The sequence below is a fragment of the Streptomyces sp. SAT1 genome, assembly GCF_001654495.1.
GTDB classification, from domain to species: Bacteria; Actinomycetota; Actinomycetes; order Streptomycetales; family Streptomycetaceae; genus Streptomyces; species Streptomyces andamanensis.
Window position 1 is genome coordinate 5,904,203 of sequence record NZ_CP015849.1, and the last position, 18,706, is coordinate 5,922,908.

At 74.3% G+C, this 18,706-nt stretch carries 13 protein-coding genes and 1 pseudogene; 8 read left to right on the forward strand and 6 right to left on the reverse strand.

Annotation, left to right across the window (positions count from 1 at the left end):
- Positions 1-53 precede the first annotated feature (53 nt).
- On the reverse strand, positions 54-2,420 hold the full coding sequence (gene treY / locus A8713_RS25325) for a malto-oligosyltrehalose synthase (RefSeq protein WP_064535854.1): 2,367 nt from the start codon (positions 2,418-2,420) through the stop codon (positions 54-56).
- 80 nt (positions 2,421-2,500) lie between these two features.
- Here treY and A8713_RS25330 point away from each other — a divergent pair, with 80 nt between their 5' ends.
- Positions 2,501-3,907: an MFS transporter gene (locus A8713_RS25330; RefSeq protein WP_064535855.1), complete on the forward strand. Its 1,407-nt coding sequence runs from the start codon at positions 2,501-2,503 to the stop codon at positions 3,905-3,907.
- Here the strand turns inward: A8713_RS25330 and glgX are convergent.
- Complete coding sequence (gene glgX / locus A8713_RS25335; protein ID WP_064535856.1) at positions 3,867-5,984, reverse strand: glycogen debranching protein GlgX; 2,118 nt, start codon at positions 5,982-5,984, stop codon at positions 3,867-3,869. The genes A8713_RS25330 and glgX overlap by 41 nt on opposite strands.
- A 301-nt stretch (positions 5,985-6,285) precedes the next feature.
- On the opposite strand from glgX, the gene A8713_RS25340 reads away from it, so the two are divergent.
- Positions 6,286-7,575, forward strand: a complete 1,290-nt coding sequence (locus A8713_RS25340) for an SAV2148 family HEPN domain-containing protein (RefSeq protein ID WP_079159126.1) — start codon at positions 6,286-6,288, stop codon at positions 7,573-7,575.
- Between the two features lie 99 nt (positions 7,576-7,674).
- A complete protein-coding gene (locus A8713_RS25345) occupies positions 7,675-8,397 on the forward strand; it encodes a 3'-5' exonuclease (protein WP_064535858.1) in 723 nt (240 codons plus the stop codon).
- 55 nt (positions 8,398-8,452) lie between these two features.
- On the opposite strand, the gene A8713_RS25350 is transcribed toward A8713_RS25345, so the two are convergent.
- A complete protein-coding gene (locus A8713_RS25350) occupies positions 8,453-9,319 on the reverse strand; it encodes a phosphotransferase enzyme family protein (protein ID WP_064535859.1) in 867 nt (288 codons plus the stop codon).
- 150 nt (positions 9,320-9,469) lie between these two features.
- On the opposite strand from A8713_RS25350, the gene A8713_RS25355 reads away from it, so the two are divergent.
- The 4 genes and pseudogenes from A8713_RS25355 to mgt all read left to right on the forward strand — a co-directional run bounded on the left by A8713_RS25355 (position 9,470) and on the right by mgt (position 13,773).
- Positions 9,470-10,399 carry a carbohydrate ABC transporter permease gene (locus A8713_RS25355; RefSeq protein ID WP_079159127.1) on the forward strand — a complete coding sequence of 310 codons (930 nt, stop codon included), beginning with the start codon at positions 9,470-9,472 and terminating at the stop codon, positions 10,397-10,399.
- Between the two features lie 5 nt (positions 10,400-10,404).
- Positions 10,405-11,238, forward strand: a complete 834-nt coding sequence (locus A8713_RS25360) for a carbohydrate ABC transporter permease (RefSeq protein WP_064537707.1) — start codon at positions 10,405-10,407, stop codon at positions 11,236-11,238.
- A complete protein-coding gene (locus A8713_RS25365) occupies positions 11,238-12,521 on the forward strand; it encodes an ABC transporter substrate-binding protein (RefSeq protein WP_064535861.1) in 1,284 nt (427 codons plus the stop codon). Before A8713_RS25360 ends, A8713_RS25365 begins: the two co-directional genes overlap by 1 nt.
- Positions 12,522-12,527: 6 nt before the next feature.
- A pseudogene (mgt, locus tag A8713_RS25370) lies at positions 12,528-13,773 on the forward strand (macrolide-inactivating glycosyltransferase).
- An 86-nt stretch (positions 13,774-13,859) separates the two neighbouring features.
- Here the strand turns inward: mgt and A8713_RS25375 are convergent.
- Complete coding sequence (locus A8713_RS25375) at positions 13,860-16,103, reverse strand: MMPL family transporter (RefSeq protein ID WP_064535863.1); 2,244 nt, start codon at positions 16,101-16,103, stop codon at positions 13,860-13,862.
- Between the two features lie 318 nt (positions 16,104-16,421).
- Here A8713_RS25375 and A8713_RS25380 point away from each other — a divergent pair, with 318 nt between their 5' ends.
- The gene (locus A8713_RS25380; protein WP_064535864.1) at positions 16,422-16,967 is read left to right on the forward strand and encodes a DUF1697 domain-containing protein; all 546 of its coding nucleotides are present in this window, start codon (positions 16,422-16,424) and stop codon (positions 16,965-16,967) included.
- Here A8713_RS25380 and A8713_RS25385 read toward each other — a convergent pair.
- Both A8713_RS25385 and A8713_RS25390 read right to left on the reverse strand, forming a co-directional pair.
- Positions 16,939-17,808 (reverse strand): transglutaminase-like domain-containing protein, encoded by an 870-nt coding sequence (locus A8713_RS25385; protein WP_064535865.1) that lies wholly within the window; start codon positions 17,806-17,808, stop codon positions 16,939-16,941. The two genes, A8713_RS25380 and A8713_RS25385, sit on opposite strands and share 29 nt — an antisense overlap.
- A gap of 33 nt (positions 17,809-17,841) precedes the next feature.
- Complete coding sequence (locus A8713_RS25390) at positions 17,842-18,702, reverse strand: aldo/keto reductase (RefSeq protein WP_064535866.1); 861 nt, start codon at positions 18,700-18,702, stop codon at positions 17,842-17,844.
- Positions 18,703-18,706 lie beyond the last annotated feature (4 nt).

The following is an 18,706-nucleotide window of genomic DNA, read 5'->3' on the forward strand; positions in this document are numbered from 1 at the left end:
TGTCAAGGGCATGCTCGACGGCGGACCGGGCACCCCCTCCCGGCGCCCCGCGCTCAGTCCTCGCCGGCCGGTCCGCCGACCCGTTCCAGCAGCGCCACCGGCAGCGCCGCGAACAGCTCCGCCACGCGCGCGTGCCCCTCGAAGTGCCGTCCCGGAGCCAGGACGTCCGCCCAGCGGCCCGGCGGCAGCGGCAGCCGGGTGCCGCGCCAGCCGCCCGCCTCCGCCAGGCGCAGCGACAGCCGGGTCACGGCCGTGACCACCTCACCGGAGCGTGTGAAGGCCGCGCAGTGCTCCGCCGCCGGGCCCTCGGCGCGCAGCGGCTCGTACGTCCCCGCGGCGCCGAACACCTCGGGCCGGCGCGCCCGCAGCCGCAGCGCCGCCGCCGTCAACGCGCCCTTGACCCCCGCGTCGGCGGGCGGCAGGTCCACGGGCCGCCGGTTGTCCGGGTCGACCAGCGCCTGGTACTCGGCCTCCGTGCCCTGGTAGAGATCGGGCACGCCCGGCATCGTCAGGTGCACCAGGGCCGTGCCCAGCACATTGGCCGCGACATGGGCCTCCAGCTCGTCGCGGAAGGCGCTCACCCGCGCGCCCGGCGCCCCGCACGGCCCCTCGGCGACGAACCGCTCCACCGCCTTCTCGTACGCCGCCTCGCGCTCCGTCCAGCTTGTGTACAGACCCGCCTCGCGCACATGCTTCAGCAGCGCGCCGCGCACCCGCTCCGGATCGGCGGGACCCAGCCCGAACACCGTCTGCCAGGCCGCCCACGCCAGTTGCGCGTCGGGCACGAGCGCGTCCTCGCCGGTCACCTCGGCCAGCAGCCGTGCCCAGCGCCCCGGGCACTGGGTCAGCACGGTCAGGGCCGCCCGCACGTCCGCGCTGCGCTTGGTGTCGTGCGTGGTGACCACCGTCCCGGTCCCGGGCCAGTCGCGCTGCACGCGCGCGCAGTACGCGTGGAAGTCCTCGGGCGGCACGGCCGGGCGCCCCGGGTCCCCGCCGACCTCGTTGGCCGACAGCAGCGGCACGTACCGGTAGTACGCGGTGTCCTCCACGGACTTCGCGCGCAGCGCGGAGGCGGCCTGCGCGAACCGGGTCCGCAGCTCCGCCGCCCCCGCCCCCTCGCCGGCCCGGCCGACCACCAGGTCGCGCACCACGTCCACGGCGTCGGCCTCCTCGGGCACGGCGAAGGCGAGCCGGGCCCGTCCGGCGGCCTCCTCGGTGACCACCGAGGCCGCGTCCACGGAGGCGTAGGGCCGGTACACCTCCAGACGGACCAGCAGCTCCTGGAGCGCGGTGCGCAGCGCCCACGGCGCGCGGTCGCGCAGCGCCGGGTCGGGCGCGGACGAGCACACCCGGTCCGCGGCGCGGGTCAGCCGCGCGCTCTCGGCGGCCAGCTCGTGGCCGATCACCTGGTACGCGGCCCGCCGGACCGTGGCCGCCCAGTCGCCGCCGCGGTCGGTCTGCGGGGCGGCGAAGCTCCGGTAGTGGTCCAGCAGTTCGTCCGCGCCGGCCGGATCGGTGAACAGCCCGTCGACGTGCCGCAGGGCGTCGTACCCGGTGGTGCCAGCGACCGGCCAGGAGGGCGGCAGGTGCTCACCCGCGGAGAGGATCTTCTCCACCACCGTCCAGCGGCCGCCGCTCGCCCGGTGCAGCCGGGCGAGGTAGCCGTCGGGGTCGGCGAGGCCGTCGGGGTGGTCGATCCGCAGCCCGTCGACCACGCCCTCGCGCAGCAGCTGGAGGATCTTGCCGTGGGTCGCGGCGAACACCTCCGGGTCCTCCACCCGCACCCCGATCAGCTCCGAGATGCTGAAGAAGCGGCGGTAGTTCAGCTCCGTACGGGCCAGCCGCCACCACACCGGCCGGTACCACTGCGCGTCCAGCAGCTCCGGCAGCGGCAGGTGCGCGGTGCCCGCCCGCAGCGGGAAGGCGTGGTCGTAGTAGCGCAGCACGTCGCCGTCCGCCTTCAGCTGCCCGGCCTCCGCGCCGACCGGGCCGCCGAGCACCGGCAGCAGCACCTTGCCGCCCCCGGCCTCCCAGTCGATGTCGAACCAGCGGGCGTACGCGGACGCGGGACCCTTCCGCAGCACGTCCCACAGGGCGGGGTTGTGCCGCGGGACCATCGCCATGTGGTTCGGCACGATGTCCACGATCAGGCCGAGACCGTGCTCCCGCGCGGTGCGCGCCAGCGCGCGCAGCCCCTCCTCGCCGCCGAGTTCGCCGCGCACCCGCGAGTGGTCCACCACGTCGTACCCGTGCGGCGAACCCGGGACGGCCTCCAGGACGGGGGAGAGGTGCAGGTGCGAGACGCCGAGCGACGCCAGGTACGGCACGGCCGCCGCGGCGGCCTCGAACGGGAACGCGGGCTGGAGCTGGAGCCGGTAGGTGGCCGTGGGCACGGCGGGTACGGGGTGCTCGGGTGTCATGCGATGCTACGTACCCGCCTGGCCCGGTTTCGTGTCATCGGTCCGTCCACGTGCGCGGTGTGAATGGCTAGCTTCGGACGATGACCACAGTGCGGCGGCGCGGCGCCCGGGAGACCTACCGTGACGTGATCGGCCTGACCGGACCGCTGCTTCCTGCGGTGTCGTTCCCCGGGCGGCTGCCCACGGCCACCATCCAGTTCGGCAGTGTGCTGCTGGTCGCCCGGACGAGTGACTCGCTGGCCGCCGCCGGATTGACCGGAGGAGCGCTCGCCCTCGGGCAGGTCTCGTGCGGGCCCCTCGTGGGGCGGCTCGCCGACCGGCACGGACAGCGCGCCGTCGTGCTGCTGTTCGCCTGGGCCAACGCGGTGGCGATCACCGCGCTGGTCGCCGGGGCGCTCGCGGGGCTCGGCGCGCCCGCGCTCGCGCTGCTGGGCGCGCTCGCGGGCGCGACCGTACCGCTGATCGGCCCGCTGGCCCGCGCCCGCCTCGTCGCCCTCGCCCGCGGGGCCGGGGCGTCCGAGGACACGGTGGGCGCGGCGCTCTCCTTCGAGAGCACCCTCGACGAGATCTCGTTCGTCCTCGGCCCCGCCCTGGTCGGTGTCGCCTCGGTCCTCGCGCACCCGGCGTACGCCCTGGGCGCGGCGGCGGTGCTGGTGGCGGTGTGCGGCACCGGCTTCGCCCTGCACCCGACGGCCGCGGCGACCCGCCCGGCCGCCGGCGGCCACCGGGCCGCCACGCGCGCGCGTGGCGGACGGCCGCCCGTCCTACGCGCGCGTGCCGGGCGGAGGGCCGACGCACGCGCGCGTGCCGGCCGCGGCGAGGACACCGGCCGTCGTCCGCGCATGCCGCGCGCCGTGCACGCGCTGCGGGCGGCGCTGGCCCTTCAGGGGGCGATGTTCGGCGCCTGCCAGGCGGGCATCACCGCGCTGACCGGGCGGCTGGGCCACGAGGACCAGGCCGGTCTGGTGTACGCCGCCATGGGGGTGATGAGCGCGGTCGCCGGGCTGTCCATGGCGGCGTTGCCCGCGCGCTTCGGGCTGCGGGCCAGATGGCGGACGGCCACGGCGGCGGCGTTCGCGCTGTCCCTGCCGCTCCTGGTCACCCATGGCCTGGCCGCGCTGTACACCGTGGTGACCGTGCTCGGGGTGGCCTACGCCCCGCATCTGATCACGGTGTTCGCGCTGACCGAGCGCGCGGTGCCGCCCGCCCGGCTCGCCGAGGCGATGGCGTACGCGACGAGCGCGATCGTCGCCGGGCAGGCCGTCGCCGTCGCCGTCTGCGGCCGGCTGGCCGGTGCCCACGGGCCCGGCGCCGCCTTCGCCGTGGCGAGCACGGCGGCCGCGCTCGCCGCGGTGCTCGCGCTGGCGGCGCGGCCGGTGCCCCGCGCGCCCGCCTCGCCGGACATCCTCCTCGCGCGCGTGGGCGCCGACGACCGCGCCCGGGGGACTACGCCGGGCGTTGCAGGACGACCAGGCTCCGGTCCGTGAGGGTGAGCCGGTCGCCCGCCTGCGCGCCGCGGCCGGTGCCGGGCGGGACCGGGACGGAGCGGGCGGTGTCCACGACCACCCGCCACTGGCGCCCGTGGTCGACCGGCACGACGAAGTCCAGGGGCCGGGCCGCCGCGTTGAACATCAGCAGGAACGAGTCGTCGGTGATCCGCTCGCCGCGCTGGCCCGGCTCGGAGATCGCGTTGCCGTTGAGGAACACGGTCAGCGCGGAGGCCGACGCGGAGTCCCAGTCCCGCTGGGTCATCTCCTTGCCCTCCGGGGTGAACCAGGCGATGTCCGAGAGCTCGTCGTGGGTGCCCTCCACCGGCCGCCCGTGGAAGAAGCGGCGCCGCCGGAAGACCGGGTGCTCCTTGCGCAGCCGGGCCATCGCCCGGACGAACTCCAGCAGCTCGCCGTCCGGCTCGCCGGGCTCCGGCCAGCGCACCCAGGCCAGTTCGTTGTCCTGGCAGTAGGCGTTGTTGTTGCCCCGCTGGGTGCGGGCGAACTCGTCGCCGTGGCTGATCATCGGCACGCCCTGGGACAGCATCAGCGTGGAGAGGAAGTTGCGCATCTGCCGGGCCCGCAGCTCCCGCACCTCCGGGTCGTCGGTGGGGCCCTCGGTCCCGCAGTTCCAGGACCGGTTGTGGCTCTCGCCGTCCCGGTTGTCCTCGCCGTTGGCCGCGTTGTGCTTGTCGTTGTAGGCCACCAGGTCGTGCAGGGTGAAGCCGTCGTGGCAGGTGACGAAGTTGATCGAGGCCAACGGGCGGCGGCCGTCGTCCTGGTAGAGGTCGGAGGAGCCGGTCAGCCGGGAGGCGAACTCCGCCAGCGCCCGCGGCTCGCCGCGCCACAGGTCCCGTACGGTGTCGCGGTACTTGCCGTTCCACTCGGTCCACAGCGGCGGGAAGTTGCCCACCTGGTAGCCGCCCTCGCCCACGTCCCAGGGCTCGGCGATCAGCTTCACCTGGGAGACCACCGGGTCCTGCTGCACCAGGTCGAAGAACGACGACAGCCGGTCCACCTCGTGGAACTGCCGCGCCAGGGTGGCCGCCAGGTCGAAGCGGAAGCCGTCCACATGCATCTCGGTGACCCAGTAGCGCAGCGAGTCCATGATCAGCTGGAGCACGTGCGGGGACCGCATCAGCAGGGAGTTCCCGGTGCCGGTGGTGTCCGTGTAGTGGCGCGGGTCGTCCGCGAGGCGGTAGTAGCGCGGGTTGTCGAGGCCCTTGAAGGACAGGGTCGGGCCCAGGTGGTTGCCCTCCGCGGTGTGGTTGTAGACCACGTCGAGGATGACCTCGATCCCGGCCTCGTGCAGCGCCCTGACCGCCGACTTGAACTCCAGGACCTGCTGCCCGCGGTCGCCCCAGGAGGTGTACGCGTTGTGCGGGGCGAAGAAGCCGATGGTGTTGTAGCCCCAGTAGTTGTTCAGGCCCATGTCCACCAGACGGTGGTCGTTGACGAACTGGTGTACGGGCATCAGCTCCAGGGCCGTCACCCCCAGCTCCGTCAGGTGTTCGATGACCGCCGGGTGGGCCAGTGCCGCGTAGGTGCCGCGCAGCTCCTCGGGCAGCCCCGGGTGGCGCATGGTGAGGCCCTTGACGTGCGCCTCGTAGATCACCGTCTCGTGGTAGCCGCGGCGCGGCGGACGGTCGTCGCCCCAGTCGAAGTACGGGTTCACCACCACCGACGTCATGGTGTGCGGGGCGGAATCCAGGTCGTTGCGGCGGCCGGGGTCGCCGAAGTGGTAGCCGTAGACCTCCTCGCCCCACCGGACCGAGCCGCTGATCGCACGCGCGTACGGATCCAGCAGCAGCTTCGCCGAGTTGCAGCGCAGCCCGCGCTCCGGGGCGTACGGACCGTGCGCGCGGAACCCGTACCGCTGGCCGGGCATCACGCCCGGCAGGTACGCGTGCCGGACGAACGCGTCGCTCTCCCGCAGCTCCACCGCCGTCTCCGAGCCGTCGTCGTGCAGCAGACACAGCTCCACTCGGTCCGCGGCCTCCGTGAAGACCGCGAAGTTGGTGCCGGCGCCGTCGTACGTGGCGCCGAGCGGATACGCCTCTCCAGGCCAGACCTGCATGGACACGACCCTCTGTGGTGTGCGGCGCCCCGGGTGGCGCCCCTGGCCCGAGTGTCCCCGAAAGTGCGCCCGCCACCTATGACTTCGCCACGGGTGCGTCGTCCCGCCGCGTTCTGTCCGAAGCTGTTCGAAAACCCCGGCGCCCGGTCCGCCGGCCGCGTCAACCCCGTGAATCCGCTCACTGTGCCGACCGCCGCGGCCGGAACACGTGAGTGAGCGGGGGAAGTTGGGAAAGGAGCTGTCCATCCGGCTGCACCCGGTACCGCTCCCGGAGTACCCTTCCTTGATCGTTGGGACGGGGATGCTCGGGGGAGCGGAAGGCGGTGCACGGGTGGGCTCGGGAGGCCTGGAGCTTCCCCCTGGTGACGAGGGTCACGAGGGGAACTCCGCAGACGTCCCGCCCGGCGCGGTGTCCCTGGCCCGGCCGATGGACGCGGGTGCCATCGGCCCGGAGCTGGACTGGGACGCGGACGCCTGGCGCGAGGTGCGCACCCGCGCCCAGCGGGCCGGCCGGGCCTACATCTGGCTGAACCTCGTCGAACAGCGGCTGCGCTCGGTCGTCTCGGCCGTGCTGCGGCCCGTCTACGAGCCCGTCCACGGCGACGACTGGGTGGTCGCCGCCGCCGGACCGGCCGGGCAGGAGTGGGTGCAGCGCGCCGTCGCGGTCCGGGAGGTCAGCCGCCGCAAGGGCTATCTGCTCGACCCGGCCGACGACAATGTCATCAGCTTCCTCACCCTGCCCCAGCTGCGCGAGCTGATGGTGCAGCACTGGCCCTGCTTCGAGCCGTACCTCGACGAGCGCCGGGACGTCGAACTCGCCCTGGACGAGCTGGAGGTCACCCGCAACGTCGTCTCGCGCAACCGCGCCCTGTCCAAGGCCGTGCTCAGCCAGGCCGAGCGCGCCTCCGCGCGGCTGCTGGAGATCCTCGGCACCGGCGGCGACGTGCCCTCGGCCCGGCGGCTGCCGGTGGACGCCGTGGAGGACCTGGTCGGCGACCGGTACGCGGACGTGGTCGCCGTGCACCCGGACCGGGTGCGGCTGCTGCGGCAGTTCCCGGCCGAGGACATCTTCGGCGGCGCCCGCCGCCTGGACGCCATCGGCATCGGCCTGAACCTGCTGGTGCAGAACTTCTCCGGCCGCCGCCTGGTGCGGCTGGCCGAGTCCGGCTGCCGGGTGCGGCTGCTGTTCCTGAACCCGGCCTCCAGCGCGGTCAAGCGGCGCGAGCGGGAACTGGGCCTCAAGCGCGGCGAGCTGAGCCGGTCGGTGGAGATGGGCATCCTGCACATGCGCCGGGTGCGCTCCCGGCTGCGTGATCCGGACGCCTTCGAGATCCAGGTCTACGACGAGACACCGCGCCTGACGGCCTACCTGGTGGACGGCGACGGATCCGACGGCGTCGCGGTCGTCCAGTCGCACCTGCGGCGCAGCCGGGGCATGGAGGCGCCGGTGTTCGTGCTGCGCAACGGGAACAAGCACGGGAACAGGACGGTCAAGCCGGACGAGGTGGGCGAGGTGGGCGAAGGCGGACTCTTCTCCACCTACCGCGAGGAGTTCGAACTGATGTGGACCGATTCGCGCCCAGTGTCCTGAATCATCCCGCCGGTAAGCGGAACGCGCTCCTCGCGTTGTCAGTGGCCCGTGCGAAGGTGGGGACCACTGGGGGAAGCACCACCGAGAAGGGGGGCCGCCATGGGCTGGCACCAGGAGCTGCTGATCGGCTTCGACCTGGAGACGACCGGGACGGATCCGCACGAGGCGCGCATCGTCACGGCGGCCGTGATCGAGGTCAGAGGAGGAGAGCCGCTCGGCCACCGGCAGTGGCTGGCCGACCCGGGGGTCCCGATCCCCGAGGAAGCGGTCGCCGTGCACGGCATCAGCAATGAGCGGGCCGCCGCCGAGGGCGCCCCGGCCGACCGGGTCGCCGACGCGGTGGCGGAGGCGCTGACCGGGTACTGGAAGACGGGCGTGCCCGTCGTGGCGTACAACGCGGCCTTCGACCTGACCCTGCTCGCCGCCGAACTGCGGCGCCACGGGCTGCCGTCGCTCGGCGACCGCCTGGGCGGGGCCGAGCCGGGCCCGGTCGTCGACCCGTACACCATCGACCGCTCGGTCGACCGCTACCGACGCGGCAAGCGCACCCTCCAGGCCGTCTGCACGGAGTACGGCGTGGTCCTCGGCTCCGCGCACGACGCCTCGGCGGACGCGCTCGCGGCGGCCCGGCTGGCCGGGGCGATAGCCGGCCGCCACCCGAAGGTCGCGGCCCTCGGCCCGGCGGAGCTGCACCGCCGTCAGATCGAGTGGTACGCGGCCTGGGCGGCGGACTTCCAGAGCTTCCTGCGCCGCAAGGGCGACGCGGGAGCGGTGGTCGACGGGACCTGGCCGCTGCGGCAGCCCGCGGGCGAGACCGTCTGACGGCCTCCGGGGCGACAAGAACGGCGCGCGGAGGGGCGGGGCGCGCCGGGGCGGCTCAGAAGGGGTACCAGCGCACCGACTCGTCCCCGTCCCGCAGCGACGCCACCCGGCGTTCGAACTCGGCCAGCGCCCTGGGGTTGCTCGGCGCGTGCTGGGCGACCCAGGCGCAACTGGCCGTCTCCCGCGCCCCGCGCAGCACCGTGCACCCCGCCCACTCCCGTACGTCCCAGCCGTAGCCCGAGGTGAAGGAGTCGTAGGCGGCGGCGGGCAGCCCGTAGCGGTCCCGGGACAGCGCCAGCACCACCAGGTCGTGCTCGCGCAGGTCGAAGGAGAAGGTCTCCAGGTCGACCAGGACCGGTCCGTCCGGGCCGATGTGCACATTGCGGGGCAGCGCGTCGCCGTGGATCGGGCCGGGCGGCAGCTGCGGGGCGAGCGCGGCGGCGGCCGGGGCGAAACCGTCGCGACGCTCGCGCAGATACGCCGCGTCCGCCGGGTCGATCGCGTCGCCCGCGAGCCGCAGCCAGCGCTCCACCCCGCCCAGCAGTTCGCGCGGCGGCAGCGGGAAGTCCGGGGCGGGCAGGGCGTGGACGGCCCGGAGCAGGGGAGCGAGGTCACCCGGCTCGGCCGGACGCACCGGATCCGGGAGCCGGTGCCACACGGTCACCGGATGACCCTCGACGAGCCGCGCCCGCGGGTCGGCCGCCCGGACCGCGGGCACCCCGGCCCCGGCCAGCCACTCGGCCACCGCCAGCTCGCGGCCGGCCCGGTCGAACAGTTCGGCGTCGCGGGCCACCTTGACCACCAGGTCACCGGCGGCGAACACCGCGTTCTCGCCCAGCGCCAGCAGCCGCGCCCCGCGCGCCGCCGGGACCGGCAGCACCCCGGCCGCGACCAGCACCTCGCGCGCCCTCGCCTCGTCCATGTCGCCCGCCTCCGTGTCCGCCCGGATCCCGTTCTCCGCCGGACAGTGTCGCATTCGTACAGGTGGGAGCGTGTGCGCGGGCTCTTGACGGGGCACCGCGCCTTCACGACCATGACCGGGCCCGCCCCGGCCGACCAGGGGGTTGATCACGTGACAGCGGTGACCGAGGCACGACCGCCGGTGCGCGGGGCGCCCCGACCCGGGCGGGGCCCGCACGGGCCCGGTGCCTGGTTCCTGGTGCTGCCCGCGCTCGTGCCCATCCTGGTCCTGAGCGTCGGTCCGCTGCTGCACGGCGTGCTGCTCGCCTTCACCGACGCCCAGTCCGGCCGCACCGAGCCCACCCGGTGGACCGGCACCCTCAACTTCCAGGACCTGGCGCACGACCGGCTGTTCCGGGAGTCGTTCCGGATCGGACTGGCGTGGGCGCTCACGGTCACGGCGGCGCAGTTCCTGCTCGCGCTCGGTCTCGCCCTCCTGCTCGACCAGGACCTGCGGCTGCGCTGGGCGGCCCGCGCCCTGGCCATCGTGCCCTGGGCGATGCCCGAGGTCGTCGTCGGCATCATGTGGCGGCTCCTCTACCACCCCGACGCCGGCATCCTCGGCGAGACGCTGCGCGGCCTCGGCCTCGGCGGCGGCCACGACTGGCTCGGCGACCCGGCCACGGCGCTGCCCGCCGTCGTCGTGGCCGGTGTGTGGGCCGGGATGCCGCAGACCACCGTCGCCCTGCTCGCCGGCCTCCAGAACACCCCGCGCGAACTGCACGAGGCCGCCGCCGTGGACGGCGCCGGAGCCTGGCGCCGCTTCCGCGCGGTCACCTGGCCCGCCCTCAGACCCGTCGCCCTCGCCATCAGCGCGCTCAACCTGATCTGGAACTTCAACTCCTTCGCCCTGGTCTATGTGCTGACCAACGGCGGACCGGGCGGCCGGACCCGGCTGCCCATGCTCTTCGCCTACGAGGAGGCCTTCCGCTACGGGCAGTTCGGATACGCGGCGGCGATGGGCTGCGTCATGGTCGCCGTCGTCTCGGTGCTGCTGGCGGTCTTCCTCGCCGGCCGACTGAAGGGAGGTGACCGGACGTGACGGGCATGAGGACTTCGCCCGGCGCCCGCGCGGGACAGTACGCCGCGCTGCTCGCCTATCTCGCCTTTTTGGCCCTGCCGTTCCTGTGGCTGCTGTCCACCGCGTTCAAACCCCCGCGCGAACTGGCCGCCGCGCACCCCACCTGGATCCCGCGCCACCCCACCCTCGGCAACTTCCGGCGGGCCTTCGACGAGCAGCCGCTGCCGCACGCCGCGCTCAACTCCCTGCTGGCCGCGTTCGGCGCGGCGGTGATCGCCGTGCTGCTCGCCACCCCGATGGCCTACGTCATGGCGCGTGGCCGCGGGCGGCTGGCGCGCGCCGCCACCGGCTGGGTGGTGGTCAGCCAGGCGTTCCCCTTCGTCCTGCTGATCATCCCGCTCTTCCTCGTCCTCAAGGAGCTGCGGCTGATCGACTCCCTCGCCGGTCTGGTCCTGGTCCACGTGGTGTGGTCGCTGCCGTTCGCGCTGTGGATGCTCGCCGGATACGTCCGCGCCGTCCCGGCCGAACTGGAGGAGGCCGCGGCGGTGGACGGCGCCGGACGGCTGCGGACGCTGGTGTCGGTGACGGCGCCGCTGCTCGCGCCGGGCATCGCGGCCACCGCGCTGTTCGCCTTCGTCACCGCGTGGAACGAGTTCTTCTTCGCGCTGGTGCTGCTGAAGTCCCCCGAGAAGCAGACGCTGCCCGTCGTCCTCACCCACTTCATCGGCGCCGAGGGCGTCGCGGACCTCGGGCCGCTCGCCGCCGCGGCCTTCCTCGCCACCCTGCCCTCCCTCGTGGTCTTCGCGATCGTCCAGCGGCGGATCACGGGCGGGCTGCTCGCCGGGGCGGTGAAGAGCTGATGCGCGCCCGCGCCGCCGCGGCCGCGGCCCTGGTCCTCGCCGTGCTGCTGGCCGGCTGCACCGCCGATCCCCGCGCCGACGGCGGCCCGATCACCCTGCGCTTCCAGTCGCTGGCCTGGCAGCGGGAGTCCGTCGCGGCCACGAAGGCGCTGGTGGCGGAGTGGAACGCCGCCCATCCGGACATCCGCGTCGAGTACGTCCAGGGCAGCTGGGACAGCGTCCACGACCAGCTGCTCACCGCCTTCGAGGGCGGCGAGGCGCCCGACATCGTCCATGACGCCTCCGACGACCTCGCCGACTTCGCCCACGGCGGCTACCTCGCCGACCTGACCGGGCTGCTGCCCCGGGACCTGACGGCGGACATACCGGGGCGGAGCTGGGAGACGGCCACCTTCGGCGGCGGCGTCTACGGCGTGCCGTTCCTCCAGGAGCCCCGGGTGCTCATCGCCAACTCCCGGCTGCTGGACCGGGCCGGCGTGCGGATACCGACGCCTGCCGCGCCCTGGAGCTGGGAGGAGTTCCGGCAGGTGGCGAAGCGGCTGAGCGGCCCCGGGAGATACGGGGTGGCCTGGCCGCTGAAGGAACCCGTCTCCGCCACGCTCAACCTGTCGCTGTCCACCGGCGGGCGGCTGTTCCACCGGGACGCGGACGGCAAGGTCACCGTGCGGTTCGAGGACGCCGACCAGGTGGTGCCGCGCACCGTCCGCGCCCAGATCGGCGCCGACCGCAGCGCCTCCCCGACGACGCTGGGCAGCGGCGGCTCCGACACCCTGCCCGGCTTCTTCGCGGACCGGTACGCGATGGTGCCGCTCGGCTTCTCCTACCGTCAGCAGATCGAGCAGCAGGCGCCGAAGGGCTTCGCCTGGCGGGTGCTGCCCGCCCCGGCCGGCGCCGGCGGACCCGCCCAGGGCGTCAGCCCGCAGACGCTGTCCGTCGCGGCCGACAGCCCGCACAAGAAGGAGGCCGCCGCGTTCCTCGGCTTCCTGCTCCGCCCCGGCCACATGGTGCGCCTGGCCCTCGGCGACTGGATGCTGCCCACCGGCACCCGGGCCCTGAAGGACCCCGCCCTGCACACGGAGCGCTACGGCTGGGCGACCGGCACCGCCCTCGCCGGCGGGCTGCGCAGCGCGCCCGCGCAGTCCGTGCGGGGCTACGCGGAGTGGAAGGACAAGGTCGCGACACCGGCGTTCCAGGAGTACTACAGCGGGGCCATCGGCCTCGGTGAGCTGCGTGAACGGCTGGAACGGGACGGCAATCGCGTCCTCGCCCGCTACCAGCGCTGAAATGAGTTGTACGAGACGTCTCGTCTCGCCTAGGGTCGGGGACATGACCACTCCCGCGCACATCGCCATGTTCTCCGTCGCCGCCCACGGCCACGTGAACCCCAGCCTGGAGGTGATCCGCGAACTCGTCGCGCGGGGCCACCGGGTGACGTACGCCATCCCGCCGTCCTTCGCGGAGAAGGTCGCGGAGACCGGCGCCGAACCCAAGCTGTGGAACAGCACCCTGCCGGGGCCCGACGCCGACCCGGAAGCCTGGGGGAGCACCCTGCTGGACAACGTCGAGCCGTTCCTCGCCGACGCGATCCAGGCGCTCCCGCAGCTCCTCGACGCCTACGAGGGCGACGAACCGGACCTCGTCCTGCACGACATCACCTCCTACCCGGCCCGGGTCCTGGGCCACCGCTGGGGCGTGCCCGTCGTCTCGCTCTCCCCGAACCTCGTCGCCTGGGAGGGCTACGAGCAGGAGATCGCCGAGCCGATGTGGCGCGAGCCCCTCCAGACCGAGCGCGGCCGGGCCTACTACGCCCGCTTCGGCGCCTGGCTGGAGGAGAACGGCATCACCCTGCACCCCGACGTGTTCGCCGGGCGCCCCGCCCGTTCCCTGGTGCTCATCCCGAAGGCGCTCCAGCCGAACGCCGACCGGGTGGACGAGACGACGTACACCTTCGTCGGCGCCTGCCAGGGCGACCGGAGCGCCGAGGGCGACTGGCAGCGGCCCGCCGGCGCCGACAAGGTCGTCCTCGTCTCGCTGGGCTCGTCCTTCACCAAGCAGCCCGCCTTCTACCGCGCCTGCGTGGAGGCGTTCGGCACCCTGCCCGGCTGGCACCTGGTGCTCCAGATCGGCCGCCACGTCGACCCCGCCGAACTGGGCGAGGTACCGGACAACGTGGAGGTCCGCTCCTGGGTCCCGCAACTGGCCGTCCTCAAGCAGGCCGACCTGTTCGTCACCCACGCCGGGGCGGGCGGCAGCCAGGAGGGGCTGGCCACCGGCACCCCGATGATCGCCGTACCGCAGGCCGTCGACCAGTTCGGCAACGCCGACATGCTCCAGGCGCTCGGCGTCGCCCGGCAGCTGCCCACCGAGGAGGCCACCGCCGAGGCGCTGCGCGAGAACGCCCTCGCCCTGGTCGGCGACCCCGAGGTGGCGCGGCGGCTGGCACAGATCCGCGAGGAGATGGCCGGGGAGGGCGGCACCCGCCGGGCGGCCGACCTGATCGAGGCCGAACTCGCGGCGGTCCGCGCCGGCGCCTGACCGGCCAGACCGGGACGCGCGAGGGCCCGCCGGTTCCCCTCGGAACCGGCGGGCCCACCGCCGCACACCGGCCGCGGGTCAGCGGCTCACACGCCGACCGGCTCGCCCCGGTCCTCCGGGACCGGCCGGACCACCGGCTCGGGCGCCTCGTCGTGGGTGAGGTCGGGCATCCGGCGCAGCCACCTGGGCAGGTACCAGTTGCGCTCGCCCAGCAGGGACATCACCGCGGGCAGCAGCACACCGCGGATCACGGTGGCGTCGATCAGGACCGCGGCGGCCAGGCCCACGCCCATCTGCTTCATGGACTGCATGGACAGCGTCCCGAAGATCGCGAACACGGCGACCATGATGACGGCGGCGCTGGTGACGACCCCCGCCGTGGTGACCACACCGTGCTGGATGGCGTCCCGGGTGCCGCGCCCGCGCGCCCGCGCCTCGCGGATCCGGGAGACCACGAACACGTGGTAGTCCATCGACAGGCCGAACAGGATCACGAACAGGAACAGCGGCAGCCAGGTGACGATCGCGCCGACGCCGTGGGCACCGACCAGGGACGCGCCCCAGCCGTGCTGGAAGACGGCGACCAGGATGCCGTAGGCCGCGCCCACCGACAGCAGGTTCAGCACGATCGAGGTGACGGCGACCGTCAGCGAGCGGAACGACAGCAGCATCAGCAGGAAGGCGAAGACCACCACGAACACGAAGACCGGGACGACCGAGCCGACGAGCTGGTCGTTGAAGTCGTGGGAGCCCGCCACCTGCCCGGTGACCGGCGCCCGCACCCCCGCCACCGCGCCGAGCGTGGCCGGTCGCACCTCCTCGCGCAGCTTCTCCAGGCTCGCGCCGGCCCGGTCGTAGTCGGAGCCGCCGACCAGCGGCACCGACACCAGGGCGACGTTCCGCTCCGCGTACACCTTGACGTCCACCGGACCGCGCGAGGCGCCCGAGCCGATCGCCCGCTCCTTGAACTCCGCCAGCGCGGAGCGCACCTCGGGTGCCTGGATGTCCCGCGCCGAGACCACCACCTGCGCGGGCTGCGAGCCGCCCGGGAACGCCTCGTTGACCCGCTGGTACGTCTGCACGATGGGCAGCGAGTCACCGAACTCCTGGTCCAGCGTCAGCTGGGACGTCTTCATGCCCAGCGCCGGCGCGGCCAGCGCCAGCAGCGCGCCGAGCGCCACCGCCACCGACACCACCGGCCGGGCCAGCACCCGGCGCACCACGGCCGCCCAGAACCTGCTCTCCCGTGGCCCGTTCCCGCGCCGCCGCAGGAACGGCAGCCGGCCCTTCTCCACCCGCTCGCCCAGCAGCGACAGCAGCGCGGGCAGCACGGTGACGGAACCGACCATGGCCACCGCCACCACGATCAGCGAGGCCAGACCCATCGCCTCGAACTCGGCGAGCCCGGTGAACAGCATGCCCGCCATGGCCACGCACACCGTGACCCCGGAGACGACGATCGCCCGGCCGCTGGTGGCCGCGGCGATGCGCAGCGCGGTTCCCGCGTCGCGCCCGGCGGCCCGCTCCTCGCGCTCGCGGCGCAGATAGAACAGGCAGTAGTCGACCCCGACCGCCATACCGACCAGCAGCATCACCGAGTTGGCGGTGTCGCTCATCGGCTGGAGGTGGCTGACGAGGCCCATCAGACCCATCGTCGCCATGATCGCGGTGACGGCGAGGGCCACCGGCAGCAGCGCCGCGACCAGCGCGCCGAAGGCGATCAGCAGGATGCCCAGCGCGACCGGCACGGCCGAGTACTCGGCCTGCTTGAAGTCGTTGCCGAAGGCGTCGGAGTACTGCTTGTTCATGCTGGCGGCGCCGATCTCCTCGACCCGCAGCGAGGAGTGCGCGCGCTGCACCTTCCCGACGGCGTCCAGCACGGTCCCGACGCGCTCGCCCGCGCTCTCCGCGTCACCGCGCATGTCGAACTGCACCAGCGCGCTGCGGCCGTCCTCGGAGACCGTCCCCGTCGTGTACGGCGACTTCACCCCCGTGACCTCGCCGGTGGCCCCGACCGCCTTCACCACGTCGGCGACCGCGGCCCGGAAGGCGGCGTCGGTGGCCCTGACGGAGCCGTCCCTCGCCTGCACCAGGACGCTCTCGCCCGCCGGCTCCTTGATCCCCGCGTCCTCGATGATCTTCGCGGCGGTGTGTGTCTCGCCCTTGAGCTGGTCGCTGTCCTTGACGTCGAGCCGCCCGGCGGCCGAGCCGAGCCCCAGCGCCAGGACGACGAACAGCACCCAGATGCCCACCGCCGCCCAGCGGTGCCGGGCGCTCCAGCCGCCCGCCCGCGCGGCGAACCCCCGTACCCGTGCGTCCGGTCGTCCCATGACGGCCCCGCCCCCTCGTCTCCCCATGACGGCCCTGTCCCCTCCAGGCCCCGACGGCGGTGTTCCACGGGGCTCGTGCGCGGCGCCGGCCCCCTGCCGCCACCTCCGGGAACGACGCTAGGGGCCGCCCGCGCCCGGATCGTCGTACCGCCAGGTGAACCGCGACCGCCGCCGCTCCTCCCCCGGGTCCCCGCCCTCTCCGCACCAGGGAGGACCCCGGCCCCTTACATCTACCCGGACCTCTCGGGGCAGTTGATCAGGGTCGGGGGAGTGGGCCCAGCCCGGCCTGATCCAAACGAGAGGCCCTAGGCTGAGGCGATGACGACGTACGCGGCGCTGCTGCGCGGGATCAACGTGGGCGGCAGCCGGAAGCTCCCGATGGCCGGGCTGCGCGCCCTGATGGGCGAGCTGGGCCTCGGGGACGTCCGCACGCACCTCCAGAGCGGCCAGGCCGTCTTCACCGCGGCGGACGGCGACGAGGAGGCGCTCGCGGCCCGGCTCGGGGCGGAGGTCGAGCAGCGGTTCGGCTTCCCGGTGGACGTCCTCGTGCGCGACCACGCCTATCTGCGGGCCGTCGTCGAGGCGTGCCCCTTCCCGGCCGCCGCGCTGGAGCCCCGCCAGCTCCACGTCACCTACTTCTCCGCGGACCCCGGCCCGGCCCGCTACGAGGGCATCGACCGGGCCGCCTTCCTGCCCGAGGAGTTCCGGCTCGGCGACCGGGCCCTGTACCTCTACGCGCCCGACGGCATCGGCCGCTCCCGGCTCGCCCAGTGGCTGTCCGGGGCCGGGGTGAACAAGGGCCTGATCGCCACCAGCCGCAACTGGAACACCGTCCTCAGACTCGTGGAGCTGACCGCAGGGTGACCTCCCGCACCCCGGTGTGCGTGGTGTACGAGGTGATCACCTCCGGGACGGTGAGCCGCGCCTCCCGGGCGTACAGCTCCCGCAGTTCCTCCTCGGTGCGGGCGGCGGCGACGGTGTCGAGGAGGGCGAGGTGCGCCGCGTCGAGCGCCGAGTCGTCGGCCGCCCCCGGGCCCCACATGTCCCAGGGGAGCAGTTCGACGCCGTTCAGCGCGGCCAGGTCGCGCAGCAGGTCGGCGCCGACGAACCACAGCCCGGCGACCCCCTCCAGGCCGATCACACCGAACCGCCGCGGGTCGGCCCGCCCCGAGCGGCAGGCCCGCCAGGCGTCCGCCGCCACCAGGAACCGGTCGCGCGGCACGTCCACGGGATCGAAGTCCAGGCCCTCGTAGGTGTGGTGGAGCTGGGCGTCGGCCAGCCGCCACGTACCCTGCGGCGTGCGGAACTCGGTGACCCAGTGGTCGGCGAAGCAGCCGTCCTCGAAGTACGTGGCGAAGCCGCAGCGGATCCGGGCGGGCGTCCCGGTCGCCCGCAGCAGCGAGCAGTGCAGCAGGGCGAAGTCCCGGCAGGTGCCCACGAACCGCTGTGCGGGCGGCCGGGGTTCGGTGAGCGGAGCGGCGCCGCGCTCGGCCAGCAGGCGGAGGATGCCGGTGACGTACCGCGCCTCCGCGTCATGATGCAGCCGGTCGCGGGGGACCGTCCAGCCGAACCGCTCGCCCTCGCCCCGGTGGATGATCAGGTCCCGTACGAGCCCCGCCAGCCGGCCGGGATCGCGCGGCAGCGCCCGCACGTCGAGCCCGCCCGGATCGCTGTACGGCGTCTGCCGCAGATATCTCTGGTCCATGCCGCGACGCTCCACCCTGCCCCAGGGGCAAGGTCAACCGCGGTGCGCGGGAGCGGCGAGGGCGTCGAGGCGGGCCAGGTCGGCCGCCGTGAGCCGCACCCCGGCCGCGTCCAGGTTCTCCTCCAGATGACCGAGCGTGCCCGTGCCCGGGGTCGGGCAGAGCACGGGGGAGTGGTGCAGCAGCCAGGCCAGCGCGATCTGCCCCGGCGCGGCCCCGTGCCGGGCGGCGGTCTCCGCGCACACCGGGTGCCCGGTCAACTCCCCGTTGCCCAGCGGGAACCACGGCAGGAAGGCGATGCCGCGCGCCTCGCACAGCCGCAGCAGCGGCTCTCCGGCCCGGTCGAGCAGGTGGTAGCGGTTCTGCACCGAGACCACCTCCGTCACCTCCAGCGCGGCGGTGAGCTGGTCCGCGGTGACGGTGTCCAGACCGATGTGCCGGATCTTGCCCTCGGTCCGCAACTCGGCCAGCGCGCCCAGCTGTTCGGCCAGGGGCACCGCCGGATCCAGCCGGTGCAGCTGGTACAGGTCGATCCGCTCCCGGCGCAGCCGGCGCAGACTCGCCTCGCACATCGCGCGCAGCGCCTCCGGCCGCCCGTCCACGTGCCAGGCGTCGGGACCGGTGCGCACCACCCCGCCCTTGGTGGCCACCACCACGGCCTCCGGGTAGGGGTGCAGGGCCTCGGCCACCAACTCCTCGGCGACGTCGGGGCCGTAGTTGTCGGCGGTGTCGATCAGGGTCACCCCGCGCTCCACCGCCCGCCGCAGCACCGCCACCGCGTCCCGGGCGGCACCGCGCGGGCCCCAGTAGCCGGGGCCGGTGAGCTGCGCGGTGCCGTAGCCGAGCCGGCGCACGGGCAGCTCGCCGCCGAGGAGGAGGGAATCGAAGGGCTGCACGGAA